Genomic DNA, 23,000 nt, shown 5'->3' with positions numbered 1-23,000 from the left:
CGGCATGAAGAAGCCCCGGCACCCGGGAAACCGGGTGCCGGGGCTTCTTCCCGTCGGTGGTCGGCAGGCGACCGTCAGCGGTTCCCCCCGCCGAAGATGCCGCCGCCGTTATTGCCGTTGTTGCCGCCGCCGCCCACCGTGGTGAGCGTGATGGGCGTGTTGGCCGGGTCCGCCTCCTGAGTGCCCGGCTGGGGGTCGACGTTGGTGACGATGGCCTTGTCATCGCCGTTGTTGCCGTTGGCGATCTGGACGTTCGTGAAGCCAGCCTGAGCCAGCAACTGCTTCGCGTCGGCCACTGTGTGCGCCCTGACCTCCGGGACCGGCACCTGGGTCGGCGTTGCCTTGGCCTTGGCGACCGTCAGGGTGACCGTGGAGCCCTTTTTTGCCTCGCCGCCGTCGGGCGACTGGGCGATTACCGTGCCGGGCGCCTGGTCGGACTCCTGCTCGGTGGGCGTGGGGACCATGAAGCCCGCGTCCTGAAGCTGCTTGGTGGCGTCAGCTACCGGCCGATTCTTGACGTTGGGCACCGGGACCTTGGTCGACTTCGCGATCTTGATCGTGACCTCGGTGCCTTTCTGGGCCTGGGTGTTGCCCTTCGGCGACTGGTCGAAGACCTTGCCCTCCGGCTGGTCCGACTCGACCTCCTTGGGAGTCACCTGGAAGCCCTTGTCTTCAAGGTCCTGTGTGGCCTGGTCCGCGGTCTCCCCGTTGACGTTGGGCACCTCGACCTTGGGCGCACCGGTGGACACGACGACGTTGATGGTCGTGTTCTGGTCGATTTTGGCGCCGCCGAACTTGGGATCCTGGCTGCAGACGCTTCCCTTGGGGGCGTTGTCGCAGGGTTTCCGGTCCGCGACGGTCAGTTTGAGCTTGGAGTTGGCGGCTGAGCTCTTCGCGTCATCCAGGGTCTTGCCGACGAGCTGCGGGATATCGACCTTGCCGGAATCCCCGCCGCCGCCCGGGAAGAGCGACTTGCCGATCAGGATCGCACCGACCAGCACCAGGATGCCCGCGATGATCAGCAGGATGGTGGAGGTGTTGGACTTCTTCTGACGGCGGCGGTCCGGGCGGTCGTCGTAGCCGTAGCCGCCGTCGTCCGGGTTGACCGGCGGCAGCATCGACGTGGCGCCGCCGGCCTGGTCCGCAGGACGCATTGCCGTGGTGGGCTGGTCTTGGTCGTAGCCACCGTAGGCCCCCGCGCCCATCGCCGCGGCGGCGACCGGCTGGCCGTCGAGGCAGGCCTCGATGTCGGCGCGCATCTCATCGGCGGACTGATAGCGGTAGTCGGGGTCCTTGACCAGGGCCTTGAGGACGATGGCGTCCATCTCGGGCGTGATCTCGGGGTCGAAGTTGCTCGGGGGCTGCGGCTCTTCGCGCACATGCTGGTAAGCGACCGCGACCGGGGAGTCGCCGACGAACGGCGGGCGCACCGTCAGCAGCTCGTAGAGCAGACAGCCCGCCGAATAGAGGTCGGAGCGTGCGTCGACCTGCTCGCCCTTGGCCTGCTCCGGGGAGAGGTACTGAGCAGTGCCTATGACAGCGGCCGTCTGCGTCATGGTCATTCCGGAGTCGCCCATGGCGCGGGCGATGCCGAAGTCCATGACCTTGACCTGCCCGGTACGCGTCAGCATGACGTTCGCGGGCTTGATGTCACGGTGCACGATGCCGTTGCGGTGCGAGTACTCCAGCGCCTGGAGGATGCCGATGGTCATCTCCAGGGTGCGCTCGGGCAGCAGCTTGCGCCCGGAGTGCAGGAGTTCCCTGAGGGTGGAGCCGTCGACGTACTCCATCACGATGTACGGGATGGAGATCCCGTCGACGTAGTCCTCGCCGGTGTCATAGACAGCAACGATCGCCGGGTGGTTGAGCGAGGCAGCCGACTGGGCCTCGCGGCGGAACCGGGCCTGGAAGGACGGGTCGCGGGCGAGGTCCGCCCGTAGCGTCTTCACGGCGACGGTGCGGCCGAGCCGGGTGTCGTGCGCGATGTGGACCTCGGCCATGCCACCACGGCCGAGCACCGAGCCCAGCTCGTACCGGCCGCCGAGGCGACGCGGCTCTTCCATAGCTAATCCAGCCCTCTCCGTATGTCCCGACCGCACCCTGGGGTGGTCCGGCGGTGTGCTGTTCGCGCATACGCTACCGGGCGCGGGTGGATGATCAGTGCGGGACGGTCAGCTGATATCGGACCGGTATCGCGCAGGTGTCGTGTCGCTCGCGTCACAGCGGTCACTTCTTGCTGTTGATGACGGCCTGCATGACGTCCTTGGCGATCGGGGCTGCGAGCCCACCACCAGAGATGTCGGCTCCGACTGCTTTGCTGTCTTCGACGACCACCGCGACAGCGACGGGGGATCCGGAGTCGGTCTTCGCGTAACTGATGAACCAGGCGTACGGCTTTCCGCTGTTGTCGACGCCGTGCTGGGCGGTGCCGGTCTTGCCACCGACGGTGACGCCCTGCATCTGGGCGTTCTTGCCGGTGCCCTTCTGCACCACGTTCTCCATCATCGCCTGGAGCTTCTGCGCGTTCTCGGCGGAGACCGGCCGGCTCAACTCCTTGGGCTGGTGCTTTTCGATGACGTTGAGGTTGGGCGCCTGGAGGCTGTCGACCATGTACGGCTCCATGAGCTTGCCGTCGTTGGCCACGGTTGAGGCGACCATCGCCATCTGCAGCGGGGTGGCGCGGTTCGAGGCCTGGCCGATGCCGTCCATGGCGTTCTGCGGGCGGTTGTCGGTCGGGAAGACGGACTCCGCAGCACGCACCGGGGTGTCCAGCTTCGGTTCGTTGAAGCCGAACTTCTCGGCCTCGGCCTTCATCTTGTCGTTGCCGAGGTCCGCGCTGATCTTGCCGAAGACGGTGTTACAGGACCACTGGAGGGCGACCATCATGGTGGCGTTCTTGCAGGGGATGTTGCCCTCGTTGTTGAGCGGCTGGTGATCGGTGTCCGGCAGGTAGTACGGCAGCGGCGACCGGGTCTTGGCGTTGACGTCCGTGTAGAGGCCGTTCTCCAGGGCTGCGGCGGCAGTAACGATCTTGAAGGTGGAACCGGGCGGGTACGTCTGCCGCAGCGCCCGGTTGAGCATCGGCTCATCCTTGTCGTTCTTGAGCTTGTTGTAGTTCTTCGAGTCGGTGCTGACGGAATTGCCGGCGAACACCGACGGGTCGTAGGACGGGGTGGAGGCCAGCGCGAGGATCGCCCCGGTCTTCGGATCGAGGGCGGCCACCGCACCCTTCTTGTCACCGAGGCCCTTGAAGGCGGCCTTCTGGGCATCCGCGTTCAGGGTGGTGACGACGTTGCCGCCCTGCTTCTTCTCACCGGTGAACATGGAGAGCGTGCGGTCGAAGAAGAGGCGGTCGTCGTTGCCGGTGAGGATCGAGTCGTTGAGTTTTTCGAGCTGTGTAGCGCCGAAGGCCTGGGACGCGTAACCGGTGACGGGGGCCCACATGGGGCCGTCCTTCCAGGTGGTCTTGTATTTGAAGTCGCTGCCCTTGGTCTCCGTGGAGCCGGTGATGGCACTGCCGTCGACGATGATGTTTCCGCGCTCGTGGGCGTAACGCTCGATCTCAACACGGCGGTTCTCGGTCCGTGTGTTGAGCTCGTCGGCCCTGACGTACTGGAGCCAGTTGTCGCGCACGAGCAGGGCGAGTACCAGCAGACCGCAGAAGAGGGCGATCCGGCGCAGGGGCTTGTTCACGGTCGGACCACCTGGGTCATCTCGGCATCGGGGGACGGGGCGGGGGCCGGTGCGGGACGGCGTGCGGTGTCGCTGATCCGGATCAGGATGCCGATCAGCGCCCAGTTGGCGAGGACCGAGGAGCCGCCGTACGCGATGAACGGCATGGTCATACCGGTCAGCGGGATGAGCCCCATGACGCCGCCGGCGACGACGAAGACCTGGATGGCGAAGGCACTGGAGAGGCCGACGGCGAGGAGCTTGCCGAAGGGGTCCCGGGCCGCCAGGGCGGTGCGTACGCCGCGTTCGACGATCAGGCCGTACAACAGGAGGACGGCCATGGTGCCGGCGAGGCCGAGTTCTTCTCCGACGGTGGCGAAGATGAAGTCGGAGTTCGCGGCGAAACCAATGAGGTCGGAGTGGCCCTGGCCGAGTCCGGTGCCGAGGGTGCCCCCGGAGCCGAAGGACATCAGGGACTTGGCGACCTGGTCGCTCTGCGCGAGGGTCGCTTTCGAGAAGGGCGCGAGCCATGCGTCGACGCGCTGCTGGACATGCGGCTCGAAGGTGGCCACGCCGACCGCTCCGGCAGCGGACATGATCAGGCCGAAGACGATCCAGCTGGTGCGCTCGGTGGCGACGTAGAGCATGACGACGAAGAGACCGAAGAACAGCAGCGAGGTGCCGAGGTCGGTTTCGAAGACCAGGATGAGGATCGACATCGCCCAGATGACGAGGATCGGCCCGAGGTCGCGGCCCCGGGGCAGATACAGACCCATGAAGCGGCGGCTGGCCAGGGCGAGTGCGTCCCGCTTCACCATCAGGTAACCGGAGAAGAAGACCGCGATGACGATCTTGGCGAATTCGCCGGGCTGGATGGTGAAGCCGGCGAGGTTGATCCAGATCTTGGCGCCGTTCACCGCGGGGAAGAACACCGGCAGGATCAGCAGGACCAGCGCGGCCACCATGGAGATGTAGGTGTAGCGCTGCAGGATGCGGTGGTCCTTGAGGAAGATCAGCACCGCGACGAAGAGTGCTACGCCCAGTGCTGAGTAGAGCAGCTGCTTGGGGGCGGACGGGCTGAAGGAGCCGTAACTGAGTTTGGCCAGTTGGATCAGCCGAGGTGACTGGTCTAGGCGCCAGATGAGGGCCAGGCCGATGCCGTTCAGCAGCGTCGCCAGTGGCAGCAGCAGCGGGTCGGCGTAGCGGGCGAACTTGCGCACCACGAGGTGGCTGACGGCCGCGAGCAGGGTCAGCCCGGTGCCGTACCCGAGGATGCCGGACGGCAGCGAGTCGTTGATGGCCAGACCCACGTTGGCGTACGCGAACACCGAGATGGCGACGGCGAAGATCAGGAGCATCAGCTCGGTGTTGCGGCGACTCGGTGCTTCGATCGCGCCGATCGTGGTCGTGTTTGTGACAACGCTCATGGTGGTGAAAGGCCCCCTACGGCTCTACTGCTTACCGCACAACGGGACCAGCTTCTGCTCATCCTCCGAGAGGCTGGGGCCGGGCGTTGGTGTGGCGCTGGGCGTGGGTGTCGTTGTGGACTTGCTCTTCGCGGACTGCAGGGTACTTGCGCCGGCGGTGCCGGCGTCGGCCCCGCTCTGTCCGGCCTTCGCCTTGTCCTTGGCACTCTGGTCCGCCGCCTTGCGGCGCTGGGCATCCTTCTTGCAGGCGCTGGCCTGCTGCGCGAGTTCCACGATCTTGCGCTCGGCCTGGCTGCGGTCTCCTTCGGTGATGGTCGCGGCGACCTGCTTGCGCTGGTAGGGCGGCAGGTACTTCAGTTCGATCTCGGGGTGGTCCTTGTCGACCTTGGAGAGCGAGACCCAGGCGAGGTCCTGGCTGATGCCCCGGTAGAGCGCGACGTGCTCGTCGTTGGATCCGACGTAGTACTGGGTCTGGGTCCAGCGGTAGCCGCCGTAGACGCCGCCGCCGATGACGGCGAGCGCGAGGACGACATAGAGCGTCCGCTTGATCCACTTGCGGCCGCGCGAGGGTTTGATGAAGTCGTCGTCGGTGTAGGCACCGAAGCTTCCGCCGGGTGCCGCGCCGTATCCGTCGCCGCTGCCGGGAGGGCCGAAGCCGCCGGGTGCCGGGGGCGGGGGTACGGGCCGGCCGAGGCCGGACGCTCGTCCCGCAGGGGTTTGCATGGCCCCGTCGTCGTGCTGGTGGGCGGCCTGGTTCTCGGCGACCGCGCCGACGATGACCGGCGTGTCGTTCAGCTGTCCGGCCAGCGTGTCGTTGGAATCGGCATCGAGGACATCGGCGACGATGCAGGTGATGTTGTCGGGGCCGCCGCCGCGCAGGGCGAGCTGGATGAGTTCCTGGATGGTCTCCTGCGGGCCCTGGTAGCTGGCGAGGGTGTCTTCCATCGTCTGGTGGGAGACGACTCCGGACAGTCCGTCGGAGCAGATCAGATAACGGTCGCCGGCCCGGACCTCACGAATGGAGAGGTCCGGTTCGACGTGCTCGCCGCTGCCCAGCGCGCGCATCAGCAGGGAGCGCTGGGGATGGGTGGTGGCTTCTTCCTCGGTGATCCGGCCCTCGTCGACGAGGCGCTGTACCCAGGTGTGGTCCTGGGTGATCTGGGTCAGAACGCCGTCGCGCAAGAGGTAGGCGCGGGAGTCGCCGACGTGCACCAGGCCCAGCCGCTGCCCGGTCCACAGCAGGGCGGTGAGCGTGGTGCCCATGCCTTCGAGCTGCGGGTCTTCCTCGACCATCATGCGGAGCTGGTCGTTGGCGCGCTGCACGGCGGTGCCGAGCGACGTGAGGATGTCGGAACCGGGGACGTCGTCGTCGAGGGTGACGAGGGTGGAGATGACCTCCGAACTCGCGACCTCGCCCGCGGCCTGGCCCCCCATTCCGTCGGCGATGGCGAGGAGTCGGGGGCCGGCGTAACCGGAGTCCTCGTTTCCCTCACGGATCATGCCCTTGTGCGATCCGGCGGCGAAGCGCAGGGACAGACTCATGCGCACCTCGCCTGTCGGCTCCGGGTACAACCGGTCTCGAGCCACACTGCCCACCCTCCGGTCGGGAGCGCGCCGCGGTCCGTTGCCGGGGCCGCTGCGGCTCGCTCGCTCCGCTCGCTCATTGTCGTACTACTTCCGCAGCTCGATGACGGTCTTGCCGATGCGGATCGGTGCGCCCAGCGGGACCGGTGTCGGGGTGGTGAGTCGGGTCCGGTCGAGATATGTGCCGTTGGTGGACCCGAGATCCTCGACGATCCACTGGCCGTCACGGTCGGGGTAGATCCTGGCATGCCTGCTGGACGCATAGTCGTCGTCCAACACGATCGTTGAATCGTGTGCCCGGCCCAGCGTGACGGTCTGGCCCTGAAGGGCGACCGTGGTTCCGGTGAGGGTGCCCTCGGACACGACGAGCTTGCTGGGGGCACCTCGGCGCTGGCGGCCGGTGGCCGGCTGCTGGCGCTGTTGCGGCGGCGTGGAGGCCTGCCGGGCGGTCTGCTGGGGACGGGAGTCCGCGTTGCGGCGTGAACCGCGCTGCGTGACACGTGTTCCGAACAGATCGCTGCGGATGACCTGGACGGCCACGATCACGAACAGCCACAGGACAGCTAGAAAACCTAGCCGCATGACCGTCAGGGTCAGCTCTGACATTGCCCCCGCTTCACCCTTCGGCTTGCCGGTAAACGATGGTGGAATTGCCCACGACGATCCGCGAGCCGTCGCGGAGCGTAGCGCGGGTGGTGTGCTGTCCGTCTACCACGATGCCGTTGGTGGAACCGAGATCCTGGATCGTCGAGGGCGAACCGGCACGGATCTCGCAGTGCCGGCGGGATACGCCGGGGTCGTCGATCCGTACGTCCGCCTCGGTGCTGCGCCCGAGGACCAGGGTGGCGCGGGAGATCTGGTGGCGGGTGCCGTTGACCTCGATCCAGCGCCGTGTCTGGGCGCCCGGCAGCGGGCCCGGTGCGGCGGCCCGGCGGTCCGGACGGTGAGTCCCGGGCGGGGGCGTCGAGGGCATGGGGGGAGCCGCCGATGGCGGGTAACCGTAGCCGCTCGCGTTTCCACGGTGGGGGGCAGCGGGTGCGGCCGGGCCGCGCTCGGGGCTCTGTTGGTTGGTGCTTGAGGCGAGGGTGCGGCTACGGACGCGGTAGAGCCCGGTGTCGAGATCCTCTGCCTTCTCCAGGTGGACCTTGATGGGACCCATGAAGGCGTACCGCTGCTGCTTGGCGTAGTCGCGGACCAGACCGGAGAGCTCGTCACCGAGCTGGCCGGAGTAGGGGCTGAGCCGCTCATAGTCGGGCGTGCTCAGCTCCACGATGAAGTCGTTGGGTACGACGGTCCGCTCGCGGTTCCAGATCGTTGCGTTGTTGTCGCATTCGCGCTGCAGCGCGCCGGCGATCTCGACGGGCTGGACCTCGGACTTGAACACCTTCGCGAAGGTGCCGTTGACCAGACCTTCGAGACGCTGCTCGAACTTCTTCATGACTCCCATGAGGCACCTCCTCCGTCGTTGTCGTCCTGGTACTGCTTACTGATCGTATCCACGCGTGGGGAAAACGGCTGGTTCCCCTTGTCTGCCCCGTTGATGAGTGTCACCTCTCACACGGATCGTAGAGGTGCCCCAGTAACAGTGTCCCGCACACCGGGCGCTACCTGTGAGGAGTGGGATGAGGGGGGCCTCGTTCCGAGGGTGCGGTGCGGGTCGTCGCGGAGGCCGGAGCACCGGCCGGTGACCCCGATCAATGGATGTGAATCCACCCTGTCCAGCGTGCTAATCTTCCGGATGTCGCCAGGCGATCGCACAAACCAGTGGGAGAGCCCGGGAAACACCACTTGCGCGAGTGGCGGAACGGCAGACGCGCTGGCTTCAGGTGCCAGTGTCCTTAGGGACGTGGGGGTTCAAATCCCCCCTCGCGCACAACGGCGAAGCATCGGCAATGACGCTTCGCAGCAGGGAAGGAACGGTCGTCATCGTCTACACGATGGCGGCCGTTTTTGCTGTACTCAGCCGGCCGTCGGTGATACGTCTCACTTTCTCACTGCAGCCGTCCGGCGCCGGTGGTGGCGTCGGACGATGGACCTGCTGAAGGTTCGGATCGTCACCCTTCTGGACGTACCTGGCTTCCTTGCCGCCCGGAGCGAGGGTTGCATCGTCCTGGGTTCGGTAACCGCGGCGAAACTCGGTAATCCCGGCGAAGAGGGGAGCGCAGATGGAGACCACGACTGGATCGCTGCTGCGGGTCGAGAAGGGCCACGCAGAACCGGAAGAGCCGGCTGCCATCACCACGATCCTGCTGGCTCGCGTCGGTATCCGGCAGGAGGACGGAATCCCGGCGCTCTCGGTCCGTTCCACGGCCGGCTGGCGACGGCTGGAGCGCACGCCGGGCTTCCGTGCCCCCCACTCCTGGCAGGGCTGAGCCGTTTCACGTGAAACCCCCGCGTGGCTGTTGGCCTCCGCGGGGGCTTCTCGGTACCGCGTCAGGCTGCGAGGCGCGCGGCGAGTGCCTTGGCCTTGGACGCCGCATCGTCGAACGCCTTGGCGCGGGAGGCCTCCGCGAGCGGGATGAGATCGGTCATCGCGGGCTGCGTGGCGGCGAGGGTCAGCTCCGGCACGATGAAGTCGACCTCGGCGGCGAACATGCCCTTGAGCAGCTTCTCCAGGTAGTTCTGAACGAACTCGAAGTCCTCACGGGGAGTGCCGGGTGCGTAGGAACCGCCACGACTGGCGACGACCGTGAAGGGCATGCCGGCCAGCGCGCTGCTTTCGCCGCCGGCGTTGTGCCCGACGATGATCACGTGGTCGAGCCAGGCCTTGAGCGTGGACGGAATCGTGAAGTTGTACATGGGTGCGCCGATGAGCACCGCGTCCGCGTCCGCCAGCTCGGCGGCGAGCTCGGCACGCAGGGGGGACTCGACACCCGAAGCGGCGGAGGCCGCGTCCAAGTGCGGCAGCGGATGGGCCGCCAAGTCACGGTAGACGACCTTGCCGTCCGGGTGCTGTTCACGCCAGGCCTCCACAAAGGCTGCGGTCACCTCACGGGAGGCGGAACCTTGCGGGAAAACAGCGGAATCGATGTGCAGAAGCGTGGCCATCGGGTGCTCCAGGGTGTCGAAGGCAGTCTTAAGAACCGTGCGTACCTATGGATAGCATAGTTGCTTACTTTTTTGCAGTCCCTACGGAAAGCACCGGTACTCAGTACTCTGGGGGCATGGTGGAAGACAGCAGGCAGGCGTGCCAAAAGGTCGGCGGGGCGATCACGCGCGTCTTCGAGCTGCTGGGCAAGCGCTGGACCGGACTGATCGTTGCCGTACTGATGCAGCAGCCGGTGTACTTCGCTGACCTGCGCAGGGCGATTCCGGGAATCAGCGAGCGGATGCTCTCCGACCGGCTGACCGAACTCGCGCTGGCCGGCCTGCTGGTGCGCGAAGTCGATGAAGGACCCCCGTTGCGCGTGTCGTACCGGCTGACGGAGGCGGGTAAAGCGCTGGGACCCGCGCTGCATGAGCTCGGACTGTGGGCGGAGTCGTACCTGCCGGAGGGCAGCAGTCCCTGTTAGCGCGGTGGCGTGGGATCTCAGGCCTGTTCCGCTGAGTTGTAGCGCAGTAGATAGGTGGCGAAACGCTCGAGGTCCTCGTCGTTCCAGTCGGCGAGGCGGTCGCGCACGGCTGCGCGTCGACTTCCCTGCGTCGCGGCGAGCATCTCCGTGCCGGCGTCGGTCGGATGCAACACCTGCACCCGCTGGTCGTCGGGTGCGGGACGGCGTTCGACCAGGCCGAGCTTCTCCAGGCCGGCCAGTTGTCGGCTGACCGTGGACTTGTCGAGCATGTAATGGGCGGCGAGATCTGTGGCCCGGCATCCCTGGCGTTCGTCGATATGTGCCAGCAAAGTGTAGGAAACCAGCGGTAGTTCGGGGTGCAGTCTGGCGGCGGTAGCACGGGCGCGCCTGGCGAAAGCCGTCAGCTCGCGCTGGATGGTGTCGACGGAGGCGTCGTGCTTCCGGTCGTGATCCCGGCCGCGTTCGCTGGAATCGGCGTTGATCATTTTGACCTCCTCAGTAGTAGTTGTAGAGTACAACCCGAGAATGAGTTGTAAAAGCCAACTATATGGAGGGTGTTTCGATGTCCGCAGGCGCTGATAGCGGTGCGGCGAGTACAGCCGCCACACTCCGCCATGTTCTCGGGCACCTGGTGACGCCGCTGCTGATGTGTATCGGGATGGGGCTCGCCTACCTGGGGGCGTTTCACGCCCCGGAGCCCCATGAACTGCATGTCGCCGTGGTGGGTTCGGGGCCGAGTTCCCAGGTTCTCGCGCAGACGCTGCAGGACAGGGGGAACGGAGCCCTTGCGGTCAGCACGGTCGCCGATCGAGGCACCGCCGTCCAACAGCTCAAGGATCAGGACATCTACGGTGCCTTCGTACCGGGCGGCAAGACCCCCGAACTGGTTGTCGCCTCAGCCTCGTCGGACACCACCGCCACGACGGTGGAGAAGGTGTTCACCCAGGTCGCGGCCGGGCAGGGTGAACCTCTGAAGGTGACCGATGTGGCGCCGACCGCCAGCGGTGACCCGACCGGCCAGGGCCTCTTCTTTCTGCTGGTCGCGCTGAGCATCGGCTCGTACGCCTCGGTCGCGGTGATCGGTGGTGCGGGTGGCGGGCTGCCCCTGCGGATCAGGGCGCTGCTGACGCTCGGAACGTCGCTGGTGGTGAGTCTGATCGGTGCCGCGTTCGCCGGACCGGTGTTCCATCTGGTCGACCACGGGCTCGGTGGGATCTGGGCCATGGCCTGGCTGTATTCGGCGGGAATTCTGCTGATCGGCGTGGGGCTGCACACCTTCCTCAAGCGATGGACCACGCTCGGCGTGATGGTGCTCTTCGTGATGCTCAACTTCACCAGCTCGGGCGGGATCTTCCGGCCGGAGCTGCAGCCCGGCTTCTTCGGAGCCCTGCACGCCTTCTGGAACGGCGCGGGCTTTGTCGAGGGAGCGCGCCGCTACGTGTATTTCGGCCATCACGGCCTTGGCGGCAATGTGCTGGTGCTGGCTCTCTGGTGTGCGGCGGGCCTGGCTGTCCTGGGCGTGGCGGCGCTGGTCGAGGCGGGCCGGCGGAAGACCGCCGAGGGGTCGGCCGGGGTACTCGCCGGTGCACGGCAGCCCGCTGCGGCCGACGCAGGAATCGCGGCGCAACCGGAGCACGGGGTGGCGGCGCGGGAAAGCCGGCGGGACGGCCGGCATGACGGGCCACCGGGAACCGGGCAGGAAGAGGAGGAACTGGAAGAGGCCGTCGCCGTGTGATCGGCTTGTCCACAACGGACGAGTTGTCCACAGGGGCGCCGGATCGCCGGACACCGGCGGTACGGTCGTGGGCAGTTGATGTTGTTCGAGGGCGGGGGACTCCATGGGCGAGCAGGCAGTACGTATTCCAGCGGTGGCCGGCTTTGCCCGGCGGGGGGCCGGCGCTTCGACTGCAGCTTCGGCGACGGGTTCCATGGCGACAGGTTCCATGGCGACGGGCTCCATGGTGGAGTCGGCTTTCGGTGCGGTGTTCGCGGGCGGGGCCTCGCCGAAGAAGCACGGCAAGGAACTGAGGAAGCTGGTCCCCCGGTCCTCACACGACTCGCTGGTGTTGGCCGAAGGTCGCCCGGACGCCGTGCGGGCAGTCGAGGAATCGAACCGGGGCAGGGTGCCGGGGCTGGCTCCGCTTCGGGTGGGCCGTATGTCTGCCACGCCCTTTGCCTTCCTGCGTGGTGCGGCCGGGCTGATGGCGCACGACCTGGTGGGGACGCCCGTCACAGGGGCGGGCGGTCAGATATGCGGTGACGCGCACGCAGCGAACTTCGGGTTGTACGGAGATGCCCGGGGCCGGCTCGTCATCGACCTGAACGATTTCGACGAGACGGCGATCGGCCCATGGGAATGGGACCTCAAGAGGCTTGCGGCCTCCCTGGTACTTGCCGGCCGGGAAGCCGGAGCCGACGAGGACACCTGCCGGGCTGCGGCGTTCGACACCGTGGGAGCGTATCGGCGCACCATGCGGCTGCTGGCGAAGCTCCCGGTGATGGACGCGTGGAATGCGATAGCCGACGAGGAACTGGTCTCGCATGCCGATGCCCGGGATTTGCTGGGCACCCTGGAAAGGGTTGCGGAGAAGGCCCGCGGTAACACCAGTGCGCGTTTCGCCGCCAAGGCGACCACGCGGAGCGGGGACGGAAACCGGCGCTTCGTGGATGCTCCGCCGGTGCTGCGCCGGGTGCCGGACGAGGAGGCGGCGGCGGTGGCCGGGGCGCTGGAGGGCTATGTGACCTCACTGCCGCACGACCGACTGCCGCTGCTCGCCCGGTACACGATCCACGATGTGGCGTTCCGGGTGGTCGGCACCGGCAGTGTAGGTACCCGGTCGTATGTGGTGCTGCTCCTCGACCACCGGGACGAGCCGCTGGTGCTGCAGGTGAAGGAGGCGCGGCCTTCGGCTCTGCTGCCCTACCTGGCGGCAGCCGGATTCGAACCGGGGCGCACCGAACACCATGGCCGGCGCGTAGTGCTCGGACAGAAGCGGATGCAGGTGGTCAGCGACAATCTGCTGGGCTGGACGACGGTGGACGGGCGGCCGTACCAGGTGCGGCATTTCAGGAATCGCAAGGGCAGTGTGGACCCGGCTGCGCTCGCCAGCGATCAGATCGACGACTACGGGCGGATGACGGGGGCTCTATTGGCGCGGGCGCACGCCCACAGCGTCGACCCCCGCCTGATCGCCGCGTACTGCGGAAAGAACGAGGAGCTCGAAGAGGCGGTGTCCGCGTTCGCGGTGCTCTATGCGGACCGTACGGAGGCGGACCACGCCGATCTGGTGGCGGCGGTGCGGAGGGGAAGGATAGCGGCGGAACAAGGAGCGTGACCGGTGGGAGCCGTGCGCACGTAGGCTGGTCGGGTGACCGAGGATGCCACCGGAACGACGACCCGGTACGACGACGAGCGGAGCGGGCAGCCCATGGGCGAGCAGCGGCCGGAGGCACGGCTTGAGAAGGCCGTGCGCGCCGCAGAGCAGGCGTTGATCGAGTTCGAGATCGCGGTGGAGACGTTCCGGGTGGAGGTGGAGAACTTCTCCCGGCTGCACCACCAGAGGCTCGGCCCCATGTACGCACGCCTGGACGAACTCGACGCTCAGCTCGCCGAGGCCAAGGCTGCTCGGAGTCAGGACCCGGAGGATCTGCGCAAGGCACAGGAAGCCCGGGCGATGGTGATGCCGATGCCCGGGGTCGATGAACTGTTCCACGACTGGCTCGACTCGGACGGGTTGTCGCCCGAGGCCGGCGCCATGTTGAACGGGCAGCCGGTGCAGCCGCCGAAGCGAGTGCGGCCCAGTGAGGAGGCGCGCAAGCTCTACCGTGAGCTGGTCCGTAAGGCGCACCCGGATCTGGCCCAGGACGACGCGGAGCGTGACCGGCGTGACGAGTTCATCACCCGGGTCAACGCCGCCTACGCACTTGGCAATGAGGCGCTGCTGGGGGAACTGGTCCGGGAGTGGGACGCCGGTCCGGTCCCGGAGACCCGGCAGAGTGAGAGCGAAGAGCTCTACGCCCGGCTCGAGTGGCTCTCCCGCCGCAAGGAGTTGTTGGCGACGGTCGCCCGCGAGCTGGAGGAGAGCGCGATCGGCGCGATGCTGCGGATGGCTCCCGAGGACCCGGACCGTTTGCTCGAAGAGATCGCCGAGCAGCTGCTCGCGCAGGTCTCGGAGCGTGAGGCCGAGCTGGCTGAGATGGTGCAGTAGCGTCTTCCGGTGAATCCGGCCGCATAGGTACGAGAGAACGAGAGAAGGCATGACCCATGAATTTCGCCTCCCCGCCCCAGGTGGACGTAGCGGCTGTGCCTGCTGACGGTCTGCTCTTGGATGTCCGTGAGGACAACGAGTGGGCAGCCGGGCACGCCGTAGGGGCGCTGCACATCCCGATGAGCGACTTCGTTGCGCGTTTCGGTGAAGTGACGGAGGCCGTGTCCGACGGGCGGCAGGCTTATGTGCTCTGCCGGGTCGGCGGGCGTTCCGCGCAGGTCACCCAGTACTTGGTGCAACAGGGGATCGACGCGGTGAACGTCGACGGCGGCATGCTTGCCTGGGAAGGCGCGGGCCGGCCGATGGTGGCGGACAGTGGGGATCCGGCGTTCGTGCTGTGAGACGAGCGAGAGCTGCCCCTGGTCCCTGGTCCCTGGTCCGTGGGCGGCCCTCAGCGGTCGAAGTCCAGCTCCACCTCGGGAGTGAGCGGATGCGACTGACAGGCCAGTACGTAGCCGGCCTCCGTCTCCTCGGTCTCCAGCGCGAAGTTGCGGTCCATCCGCACCTCGCCGCGCACCAGGAACGCACGGCACGTCCCGCACACTCCTCCCTTGCAGGCGTAGGGAGCATCGGGGCGGGCCCGCAGCACCGTCTCGAGGAGCGAGTCGGCTTCTTGGACCGGCCAGTTGCCCGACCGTCCGTGAAGTGTGGCGGTCAGAACGCTGTGGGCCTGGGCAGCCCCTGTCGTGGGCGGTGCACCGGCGGGGGCGGTGCCGTCGTCCACGTGGAAGATCTCCTGGTGGATACGGGACCGGGGGACGCCGAGTCCGCGCAGCGCCCGCTCGGCGCCCTGGACCAGGCCGAAGGGGCCGCAGAGGAACCAGCCGTCCACCTCGGGCACCGGCAAAAGCGCCGGCAGCAGCTCCGTCAGCCGTCCCCGGTCGAGTCGGCCGGAGGGCAGGCCCGACTGCTGTTCTTCCCTGGAGAGCGTGGTCACCAGCTGGAACCGGTCGGGCCAGCGGTCCTTCAGGTCGGCGACCTCGTCCAGGAACATCGTTGACGCGGCGGTGCGGTCGCTGCGGATCAGAGCGAACCGGGCGTCGGGCTCCTGGGCCAGCAGGGTCGCGGCGATCGACAGCACCGGCGTGATCCCGCTGCCACCGACGATGGCAGCGAATCGTCCTGGGCGCGGCTCGAAGGCGAAGCGGCCCATCGGCTCCATCACCTCGATGGTGTCCCCGACGGCCAGCTCCTTCAGCGCGTACGTCGAGAACTCGCCCCCCTCCACCAGCCGCACGCCCACCCGCACCACGGGTTCGTCGGCTGATTCGGCGGCCGGGGTGCAGATCGAGTACGTACGCCGGATTTCCTCGCCGCGCACCGTGCGGCGCAGGGCGATGTGCTGACCGGGTGTGTGCCGGAAGGTTTCGCGCAGCTCGGGCGGCACGGTGAAGGTGATGGCCACCGAGTCGTCCGTGAGCCGCTCGACCGCGCTGACCCGGAGCGGGTGGAACATCTACAACTCCTTGAAGTGGTCGAAGGGTTCGCCACAGGAGACGCAGCGGCGCAGCGCCTTGCAAGCCGTGGAGGAGAAACGGCTCAGCAGCTCGGTGTCGGTCGACCCGCAGTGCGGACAGCGAATGGCCAGGGTCAGGGCGACCGGGCCGGTGGGACGCGGGGGAGCTATGCCGAATTCCGCCAGCTTTCGCCGTCCCTCGGCGCTGATGTCGTCCGTGGTCCAGGCAGGGGCGAGGACGATGTGCACCGACACCTCCGGTATGCCGTGCTCATGGAGCACCTTCTCGATGTCGGCCGACATCGCCTCGATCGCCGGGCAGCCCGTGTAGGTGGGAGTGAGCGCCACTTCGACCCGGCCGGGGGCGAGAATCTCGACGCCGCGCAGCACTCCCAGTTCCGCCAGGGTCAGGACCGGAAGCTCCGGGTCGGGTACCGATCCGGCGAGTGCGTGCAGTTCCGCTTCGAGCGGGGTCGTGGTCACCATGTCGCCCCCGGGTGGCTGCGGTGCAGGTGCTGCATTTCGGCGAGCATCCGGCCGAACGGCTCGGTGTGCAGCCCCTGCCTCCCGGCGCCGGCCGACCAGGCCCCTGCCTGCGGCCCGGCCGGCACGGTCAGCGTCGCGCGGTCCAGGACGGCGGCAATGGAATCGAGCCAGCCGTCCTTCAGTACGCGCCAGTCCACCGTCGCACTCTCGATGGGCTGGAACATCTCACCGGTGAAGCGCCACAGTGAATCGAGGCCTTGTTGCATTCGCTGGTGGCTCTCGGCTGTTCCGTCACCGAGTCGCATGATCCACTGCTCGGCGTGGTCCTGGTGGTAGGCGACCTCTTTGAGCGCCTTTGCGGACAGCGGCGCCAGGGCGCCCTTCCCGTCCGCCAGTTGTCCGTACAGCAGCCGCTGGTAGGTGGAGAAGTAGAGCTGGCGGGCGATGGTGTGCGCGAAGTCGCCGTTTTCCTGCTCGACCAGCTGCAGGTTGCGGAAGGCGCGCTCCTCGCGCAGATATGCGAGTTCGTCCTCGTCTCCCACGAGTGAGAGCAGCACCCGCGCCTGCCCCAGCAGGTCCAGCGCGATATTGGCGAGCGCCACTTCCTCCTCGAGGACCGGCGCATGACCGGCCCACTCCCCGAGCCGGTGCGAGAGCACCAGTGCGTCGTCGCCCAGGGCGATGGCCGCGTTCACAGGTGCTGCACCCCTTCCGGGATTTCGTAGAACGTCGGATGGCGGTAGGGCTTGTCGCCGGCCGGCTCGAAGAACGAGTCCTTCTCGTCGGGCGAGGAAGCGGTGACCGCGGTGGAGGGGACCACCCAGATGGAGACGCCCTCGTTCCTGCGGGTGTAGAGGTCGCGGGCGCTGTGCAGGGCCATCTCGGCGTCCGGAGCATGCAGGCTGCCCGCGTGGGTATGGGACAGCCCGCGCCGTGAGCGTACGAACACCTCCCAGAGCGGCCAGTCACCCGCACCCGGGGCGCTGCTGGATACGGCGGTCATGCGCGGGCCTCCCCATGCCTCACGGTGTGCTTCGCGGCGTACGCGGTCGCGGCATCGCGCACCCACGCTCCCTCTTCGTGCGAGCGGCGGCGCTGGGTGAGCCGCTGGTCATTGCACGGGCCGTTTCCCTTGAGAATTTCCTTGAACTCGGACCAGTCGATGGTGCCGAAGTCGTGGTGTCCTCGCTCGTCGTTCCACCGCAGATCCGGGTCGGGCAGTGTCAGGCCGAGCGTCTGCGCCTGGGGGACACAGATGTCGACGAAGCGCTGGCGCAGTTCGTCATTGGAATGGCGCTTGATCTTCCAGGCCATGGACTGCGCGGAGTGCGCCGACTCGTCGTCCGGCGGGCCGAACATCATCAGTGACGGCCACCACCAGCGATCCACCGCGTCCTGCGCCATCGCGTGCTGTGCCTCGGTGCCGCGGCTGAGGGTGAGCAGCAGCTCGAAGCCCTGACGCTGATGGAAGGACTCCTCCTTGCAGATACGGACCATGGCGCGGGCGTACGGGCCGTACGAGCAGCGACAGAGCGGTACCTGGTTCGTGATGGCGGCGCCGTCCACCAACCAGCCGACCGCGCCGACATCGGCCCAGGTCAGCGTCGGGTAGTTGAAGATCGACGAGTATTTCTGGCGTCCGGAGTGCAGCTTGTCCAGCAAGGTGTCGCGGCTGGTGCCCAGGGTCTCGGCCGCGCTGTAGAGGTACAGCCCGTGGCCCGCCTCGTCCTGGACCTTTGCCATCAGAATCGCCTTGCGGCGCAGCGACGGGGCGCGGGTGATCCAGTTCGCCTCCGGCTGCATTCCGATGATCTCGGAGTGCGCATGCTGGGCCATTTGGCGCACCAGAGAGGCGCGGTAGGCATCCGGCATCCAGTCCCGCGGCTCGATGCGCTCATCAGCGGTCACGGCAGCGTCGAAGGCCGCTTGGGACGCTGCTTCGTCCCCTTCCGGGTCCACCTCCGGGGCGGGCGGGGCCTGTGCGGTCCCATCCGTTCCGTACGCCACTGTCGCCATTGCGTTACCCCTACCGACCGATCGTTCGGTTCATGGACTTCAATGGTGGGGCGCGGGCCCTTAGGGTGTCAACCCTGACCGGCGTGTGGTGACCGGCCGGGGACCGGCGGGCAACCAGGGGGATCGGGGCGGGATGGATTCGTACGACAGCGAGAAACCCGGGACGAGCGAGCCACCCGGGGCGCAAAAAACCCCCCGGCCGCGCCGTGCACCGGACGGCATTCTTGCGCTGTCCTTCCCGTACCAAGTGGCGGCAGCCATCGCGCTCGGGATGATCGCTGTGCTGACCGCCGTCCACCTCTCGATGGTCTTCCTGCATGTGGCGCCGTCGAACACGGTGAGCAAGAAGTACGGCAAAGCGGTCGACGACTGGGTCTATCCCGAGTTCGAACAGAACTGGAAGCTCTTCGCTCCCAATCCGCTGCAGCAGAACATCGACGTCCAGGCGAGGGCCGAGATCCGGGGCAAGGACGGTGGGCTCACCACCACCGGATGGACCGATCTCTCCGCGCAGGACGGTGCCGAGTTGCACGGCAATCCGCTCCCCAGCCATGTCGATCAGAACGAACTGCGTCGAGGCTGGGACTTCTTCACGGGCTCGCACACCAGCGACAACAAGCCGGTCGGGCTGCGCGGCGAACTCTCCGAGCGCTACATCCGCCGCATCGTGGTGATGCGGCTGAACGACGGACTGAAGACCGGATCCAGGGTGGAACGGATACAGGTCCGCTCGGCGACCACCGCGGTGAAGGCCCCGCCGTGGAGCAACGAAAGCATCGACACGCGAACCTCCTACCGTGTCCTCGACTGGTGGACGGTTGTTCCGCAGGACCGTACGGAGGCCGACCGGTGAGCGCAGCCGTCAGCGACACGGCCGCCCGCGCCGTGCAAAAGATCACCGGTTCCGCCCTGGGCCGGTACCAGAGCGCCGTCGTGCGCATCGGGTTCTCCGTCACCTGGCTGCTCTTCCTGCTGCGGGAGCTGCCGCACCGTCGTGAGCTGTACGGTCCCCATTCGCCGTGGGGCTGGGACATGGCCCAGCAGCTCATAGCGGACAATCACGCCTTCACGCTGCTGATGTGGACGGACTCCACCACGTGGTTCGAGCTGGTTTACGCGGTCGCAGTGCTGTCCAGCGTGCTACTGCTGCTCGGCTGGCACACCAGGGTGGCATCGCTGCTGTTCATGATCGGCGTGCTGTCTCTGCAGAACCGGTCCGTCTTCCTGGGCGACGGCGGGGACAACGTCGTCCATCTGATGTCGACGTATCTGGTGATGACGCGCTGTTCGCAGGTCTGGTCGCTGGATGCCCGACGCGCGACCCGGGCTGCGAAGAACGCGGACGGCACCGGAGCCACCCCTGTGGTCAGCCGAGACCGGGTGGGACCGCTGCTGTGGGCCGTGTTCGGCGTCGTCCTGGCCGCGGTCACCCTGCTCGGAAAGATGAGCGGCGGCTGGGAGCTGTTCTTCTGGGCGATGTGGCTGGTGCAGGGGCTGTGGTGGACGGTATGCCGTCACGCCCCGGGGCAACCCCGCATCTTCCTCGATGTGGTCGCCAATCTGGCACACAACGCCACCCTCGTCGTGATCATGACCGAGGTCTGCCTGATCTACTCGACCGCCGGCTGGTACAAGATCCAGGGCTCCCGCTGGCAGGACGGTACCGCCCTCTACTACCCGCTCAATCTGCATTACTTCGCGCCCTGGCCGGGGCTCTCTTCGTTGCTTGCGAGCAGCGGGGTGATGGTGATGCTGCTCACCTATGGCACGGTCATCGTCCAGGTCGCCTTCCCGTTCACACTCTGCAACCGGCGGGTCAAGAACGTTCTGCTGGCCGCGATGATGCTGGAGCACGCCGGTATCGCGGTGCTGCTGGGGCTGCCCTTCTTCTCGCTGGCTATGATCGCGGCCGACGCGGTCTTCCTGCCCACCGGGTTCCTGCTGTGGCTGGGCGGTCTGGCGACGCGGGTGACCTCGCGTACCGGAGCGGGGCCGCGAAGCCTGATCGGTCCACGGCGTGCTGCCGAGGGGGAACAGCCCCGTACGCTCGTGGGGTGACCAGCGAGATCTCCTCCGAAGAGCCGATGGCGCCCCAGGGGGGCGCGCAGGCCCTGCGGCACCCCGGGCAGGCCGTGCAGTACGACGACGGCTTCGCGCCCGAGATCGGTGTCGGCCCCCATCCGCTCCCCTGGCCCCAGGACGCGCGGTACGACCGCGAGCTGCTGGCCGACGGGGACCGGCGCAACGTGGTCGACGGCTACCGGTACTGGACGCGTGAGGCGATCGTCGCCGACCTGGACACCCGGCGGCACGATTTCCATGTGGCGGTCGAGAACTGGAGCCATGACTTCAACATCGGCTCGGTCGTCCGTACGGCCAACGCGTTTCTCGCCAAGGAGATCCACATCGTGGGGCGACGACGCTGGAACCGGCGCGGAGCGATGGTGACGGACCGGTATCAGCACGTGCGCCACCACCCGGACACGGATTCGCTGACCGAGTGGGCGGCGACCGAGCAACTGCCGATCATCGGGATCGACAACCTGCCCGGCGCGGTGCCGCTGGAGCTGACCGAGCTGCCGAGGCGTTGCGTGCTGCTGTTCGGGCAGGAAGGGCCGGGCCTGACCGAAGAGGCCCGAAAGCACGCGCTGATGGTGTGCTCGATCGCGCAGTTCGGCTCGACGCGGTCGATCAACGCCGGCGCAGCGGCGGCGATCGCCATGCACGCCTGGGTGCAGTGCTACGCGGACTTCGGCTGAGTACCCCACCGAGCTGAGTAACCCACCGAGCTGAGCGTTCCCCGGAGCGGGACGCCCCACCGAGCGGGACCCCGGGTTTAACCGGGCGAGCCCACCGGGCCTCCGGCATCACGCCTGCCTGCGTACCTCCACCACCCGGAACCTGTTCGCCACGAATGCGCCGTCGCAGAGCGCGGCGTTCGCAGCCGGGTTGCCCCCGGATCCGTGGAAATCCGAGAAGGCGGCTGTCTGGTTGACGTACACCCCGCCCGTGAGGTTCAGCGACAGCTGGGCGCACTCCTCGATGCAGACCTCCTCGATCGCCCGTTCCACGTCCGGTGACGTGGTGTACGCGCCGACCGTCATCGCCCCCTTCTCGCGGACGGTACGGCGGAGGAGGTCGAGAGCCGACCGGGTGGAGTCCACGGCCACGGCGAAGGAGACCGGGCCGAAGCATTCGGAGAGGTAGGCGGCCTCGGCGTCCGCCGTGTCCCAGTGCTTCCGTGCGCCGTCCAGCTTGACGATCGCCGGCGTGCGCACCACCGCCGCCGGGAATTCGGGATGGGCGATTTCCCCGGAGGGCAGAGCAACTTCGCCCAGTTCGGCAGCGGCGTCGAGGCGCGCCTTCACGTCCGGATTGACCAGAGCGCCCAGCAGCGCGTTGGCGCGTGCGTCGTCGCCGAGCAGTCCGGCGACGGCCCCCGCGAGGTCGGCGACGACTTCGTCGTAACTCCTCGGGCCGTCTTCGGTGCTGATACCGGCCGCCGGGATCAGCAGATTCTGCGGAGTAGTGCACATCTGGCCGCTGTAGAGCGAGAGGGAGAAGGCCAGATTGGACAGCATCCCTCGGTAGTCGTCCGTGGAATCGACGACGACGGTGTTGACGCCCGCCTTCTCGGTGTAGACCTGCGCCTGACGGGCGTTGGCCTCGAGCCAGTCACCGAAGGCGGTCGAGCCGGTGTAGTCGATGATCCTGATCTCGGGACGCACGGCCAGGGACTTGGCGATGCCCTCGCCCGGCCGTTCGGTGGCCAGCGCGACCAGGTTCGGGTCGAATCCGGTCTGGGAGAGGACTTCGCGGGCCACCTGGACGGTCAGCGCCAGCGGCAGCACCGCGCGCGGGTGCGGTTTGACCAGGACCGGGTTTCCGGTGGCCAGCGAGGCGAACAGGCCGGGGTAGCCGTTCCACGTGGGGAAGGTGTTGCAGCCGATCAGCAGCGAAATGCCGCGCCCGGTCGCGGTAAAGGTCTTCCTCAGCTCCTGAGGGTCGCGTTTGCCCTGCGGCTTCGACCAGTCGGCCACTGACGGCGTACGGGCCTGCTCGGCGTACGCATAGGCCACCGCCTCGAGGCCGCGGTCCTGGGCGTGCGGGCCGCCGGCCTGGAACGCCATCATGAAGGCCTGACCGCTGGTGTGCATGACGGCATGGGCGAACTCGGGTGTCCGCGCGTTGATCCGCGCAAGGATCTCCAGACAGACGAGCGCTCTCGCCTCGGGCCCCGCCTCCCGCCAGGCACCGGTCGCCGCACTCATGGCGGGCAGCAGGACATCCGGGTCCGGATGCGGGTAGGTGACACCCAACTCGATTCCGTACGGAGAGACTTCTCCGCCGGTCCAGTCGTCCGTCCCCGGTTGGCCCAGATCCAGGCGGTGGCCGAGCAGGGCGTCGAAGGCGGCTTTGCCGTCCCCTGCGTACGCCTTGGGGTGCTCGGGGTGCGGAGACCAGTACGCACGCGTACGGATCGCGTCGAGGGCCTGGTCGAGTGTGGGCCGGTGGGTCTCGGACAGCTCGGTCAGCTGCATCGCGGAACAACTCCTCATCGAGTCATCGAGCTGCGCAG

General features: G+C 67.6%; 23 protein-coding genes and 1 tRNA gene. 10 read left to right on the top strand and 14 right to left on the bottom strand.

What is annotated here, in order from left to right; all coding sequences use genetic code 11:
• Nucleotides 1-74 precede the first annotated feature (74 nt).
• From pknB to AB0M87_RS17425, 6 genes are all read right to left on the bottom strand, one after another.
• The gene (gene pknB, locus AB0M87_RS17450; RefSeq protein ID WP_365853701.1) at nucleotides 75-2,063 is read right to left on the bottom strand and encodes a Stk1 family PASTA domain-containing Ser/Thr kinase; all 1,989 of its coding nucleotides are present in this window, start codon (nucleotides 2,061-2,063) and stop codon (nucleotides 75-77) included.
• Nucleotides 2,064-2,226: 163 nt separating this feature from the next.
• Entirely contained in the window at nucleotides 2,227-3,693 is a 1,467-nt protein-coding gene (locus AB0M87_RS17445) for a penicillin-binding protein 2 (RefSeq protein ID WP_365853699.1), read from the bottom strand.
• Nucleotides 3,690-5,099, bottom strand: a complete 1,410-nt coding sequence (locus AB0M87_RS17440) for an FtsW/RodA/SpoVE family cell cycle protein (protein WP_365853697.1) — start codon at nucleotides 5,097-5,099, stop codon at nucleotides 3,690-3,692. The genes AB0M87_RS17445 and AB0M87_RS17440 overlap by 4 nt, the downstream gene beginning before the upstream one ends.
• A gap of 24 nt (nucleotides 5,100-5,123) precedes the next feature.
• Complete coding sequence (locus AB0M87_RS17435) at nucleotides 5,124-6,641, bottom strand: Stp1/IreP family PP2C-type Ser/Thr phosphatase (protein WP_365853695.1); 1,518 nt, start codon at nucleotides 6,639-6,641, stop codon at nucleotides 5,124-5,126.
• 129 nt (nucleotides 6,642-6,770) lie between these two features.
• Nucleotides 6,771-7,289, bottom strand: a complete 519-nt coding sequence (locus AB0M87_RS17430) for an FHA domain-containing protein (protein WP_365853693.1) — start codon at nucleotides 7,287-7,289, stop codon at nucleotides 6,771-6,773.
• 10 nt (nucleotides 7,290-7,299) lie between these two features.
• On the bottom strand, nucleotides 7,300-8,130 hold the full coding sequence (locus tag AB0M87_RS17425) for a DUF3662 and FHA domain-containing protein (protein ID WP_365853691.1): 831 nt from the start codon (nucleotides 8,128-8,130) through the stop codon (nucleotides 7,300-7,302).
• A gap of 343 nt (nucleotides 8,131-8,473) precedes the next feature.
• Here AB0M87_RS17425 and AB0M87_RS17420 point away from each other — a divergent pair.
• Together AB0M87_RS17420 and AB0M87_RS17415 are read left to right on the top strand one after the other, a co-directional pair.
• Nucleotides 8,474-8,556, top strand: a tRNA-Leu gene (locus AB0M87_RS17420).
• A gap of 292 nt (nucleotides 8,557-8,848) precedes the next feature.
• Entirely contained in the window at nucleotides 8,849-9,055 is a 207-nt protein-coding gene (locus tag AB0M87_RS17415; protein ID WP_365853689.1) for an acyl-CoA carboxylase subunit epsilon, read from the top strand.
• 61 nt (nucleotides 9,056-9,116) lie between these two features.
• Here the strand turns inward: AB0M87_RS17415 and AB0M87_RS17410 are convergent, their stop codons facing one another.
• Nucleotides 9,117-9,731: an NAD(P)H-dependent oxidoreductase gene (locus AB0M87_RS17410; RefSeq protein WP_365853687.1), complete on the bottom strand. Its 615-nt coding sequence runs from the start codon at nucleotides 9,729-9,731 to the stop codon at nucleotides 9,117-9,119.
• 116 nt (nucleotides 9,732-9,847) lie between these two features.
• Between AB0M87_RS17410 and AB0M87_RS17405 the strand changes: the two genes are divergently transcribed.
• Complete coding sequence (locus AB0M87_RS17405; RefSeq protein WP_365853685.1) at nucleotides 9,848-10,195, top strand: helix-turn-helix domain-containing protein; 348 nt, start codon at nucleotides 9,848-9,850, stop codon at nucleotides 10,193-10,195.
• Nucleotides 10,196-10,212: 17 nt separating this feature from the next.
• Here the strand turns inward: AB0M87_RS17405 and AB0M87_RS17400 are convergent, their stop codons facing one another.
• Entirely contained in the window at nucleotides 10,213-10,680 is a 468-nt protein-coding gene (locus tag AB0M87_RS17400; protein ID WP_365853683.1) for a MarR family winged helix-turn-helix transcriptional regulator, read from the bottom strand.
• A 77-nt stretch (nucleotides 10,681-10,757) separates the two neighbouring features.
• On the opposite strand from AB0M87_RS17400, the gene AB0M87_RS17395 reads away from it, so the two are divergent.
• The 4 genes from AB0M87_RS17395 to AB0M87_RS17380 all read left to right on the top strand — a co-directional run bounded on the left by AB0M87_RS17395 (nucleotide 10,758) and on the right by AB0M87_RS17380 (nucleotide 14,804).
• Nucleotides 10,758-11,930: a hypothetical protein gene (locus AB0M87_RS17395; RefSeq protein WP_365853681.1), complete on the top strand. Its 1,173-nt coding sequence runs from the start codon at nucleotides 10,758-10,760 to the stop codon at nucleotides 11,928-11,930.
• Between the two features lie 208 nt (nucleotides 11,931-12,138).
• Nucleotides 12,139-13,530, top strand: coding sequence for a DUF2252 domain-containing protein (locus AB0M87_RS17390; protein ID WP_365853679.1), 1,392 nt, complete (start codon nucleotides 12,139-12,141; stop codon nucleotides 13,528-13,530).
• Between the two features lie 93 nt (nucleotides 13,531-13,623).
• Nucleotides 13,624-14,403 carry a J domain-containing protein gene (locus tag AB0M87_RS17385; protein ID WP_365854121.1) on the top strand — a complete coding sequence of 260 codons (780 nt, stop codon included), beginning with the start codon at nucleotides 13,624-13,626 and terminating at the stop codon, nucleotides 14,401-14,403.
• 56 nt (nucleotides 14,404-14,459) lie between these two features.
• Nucleotides 14,460-14,804, top strand: coding sequence for a rhodanese-like domain-containing protein (locus AB0M87_RS17380; protein WP_365853677.1), 345 nt, complete (start codon nucleotides 14,460-14,462; stop codon nucleotides 14,802-14,804).
• Nucleotides 14,805-14,854: 50 nt separating this feature from the next.
• Here AB0M87_RS17380 and AB0M87_RS17375 read toward each other — a convergent pair whose 3' ends face one another.
• From AB0M87_RS17375 to paaA, 5 genes are read right to left on the bottom strand one after another with little or no spacing between them, the layout of a single operon-like run.
• Nucleotides 14,855-15,919: a 2Fe-2S iron-sulfur cluster-binding protein gene (locus AB0M87_RS17375; RefSeq protein WP_365853675.1), complete on the bottom strand. Its 1,065-nt coding sequence runs from the start codon at nucleotides 15,917-15,919 to the stop codon at nucleotides 14,855-14,857.
• Nucleotides 15,920-16,405, bottom strand: a complete 486-nt coding sequence (gene paaD, locus AB0M87_RS17370; protein ID WP_365853673.1) for a 1,2-phenylacetyl-CoA epoxidase subunit PaaD — start codon at nucleotides 16,403-16,405, stop codon at nucleotides 15,920-15,922.
• Nucleotides 16,399-17,100: a 1,2-phenylacetyl-CoA epoxidase subunit PaaC gene (gene paaC / locus AB0M87_RS17365; RefSeq protein ID WP_365853671.1), complete on the bottom strand. Its 702-nt coding sequence runs from the start codon at nucleotides 17,098-17,100 to the stop codon at nucleotides 16,399-16,401. Before paaC ends, paaD begins: the two co-directional genes overlap by 7 nt.
• Nucleotides 17,097-17,408: a 1,2-phenylacetyl-CoA epoxidase subunit PaaB gene (gene paaB, locus AB0M87_RS17360; protein WP_365853669.1), complete on the bottom strand. Its 312-nt coding sequence runs from the start codon at nucleotides 17,406-17,408 to the stop codon at nucleotides 17,097-17,099. Before paaB ends, paaC begins: the two co-directional genes overlap by 4 nt.
• Entirely contained in the window at nucleotides 17,405-18,421 is a 1,017-nt protein-coding gene (gene paaA, locus AB0M87_RS17355; protein WP_365853667.1) for a 1,2-phenylacetyl-CoA epoxidase subunit PaaA, read from the bottom strand. The genes paaB and paaA overlap by 4 nt, the downstream gene beginning before the upstream one ends.
• Nucleotides 18,422-18,554: 133 nt before the next feature.
• Between paaA and AB0M87_RS17350 the strand changes: the two genes are divergently transcribed.
• The 3 genes from AB0M87_RS17350 to AB0M87_RS17340 are packed head-to-tail and all read left to right on the top strand — an operon-like array spanning nucleotide 18,555 to nucleotide 21,180.
• Nucleotides 18,555-19,274 (top strand): DUF5819 family protein, encoded by a 720-nt coding sequence (locus AB0M87_RS17350; RefSeq protein ID WP_365853665.1) that lies wholly within the window; start codon nucleotides 18,555-18,557, stop codon nucleotides 19,272-19,274.
• Nucleotides 19,271-20,479, top strand: a complete 1,209-nt coding sequence (locus tag AB0M87_RS17345; protein WP_365853663.1) for an HTTM domain-containing protein — start codon at nucleotides 19,271-19,273, stop codon at nucleotides 20,477-20,479. Before AB0M87_RS17350 ends, AB0M87_RS17345 begins: the two co-directional genes overlap by 4 nt.
• Nucleotides 20,480-20,505: 26 nt before the next feature.
• On the top strand, nucleotides 20,506-21,180 hold the full coding sequence (locus AB0M87_RS17340) for a TrmH family RNA methyltransferase (protein ID WP_365854119.1): 675 nt from the start codon (nucleotides 20,506-20,508) through the stop codon (nucleotides 21,178-21,180).
• A 108-nt stretch (nucleotides 21,181-21,288) separates the two neighbouring features.
• On the opposite strand, the gene paaN is transcribed toward AB0M87_RS17340, so the two are convergent.
• Complete coding sequence (paaN, locus tag AB0M87_RS17335) at nucleotides 21,289-22,980, bottom strand: phenylacetic acid degradation protein PaaN (RefSeq protein WP_365853661.1); 1,692 nt, start codon at nucleotides 22,978-22,980, stop codon at nucleotides 21,289-21,291.
• Nucleotides 22,981-23,000: the final 20 nt, after the last annotated feature.

Source organism: Streptomyces sp. NPDC051320 (assembly GCF_040682175.1).
Lineage (GTDB): Bacteria > Actinomycetota > Actinomycetes > Streptomycetales > Streptomycetaceae > Streptomyces.
Note: the sequence above shows the minus strand (reverse complement) of the source record. Positions and strands in the feature narration are given on the sequence as shown.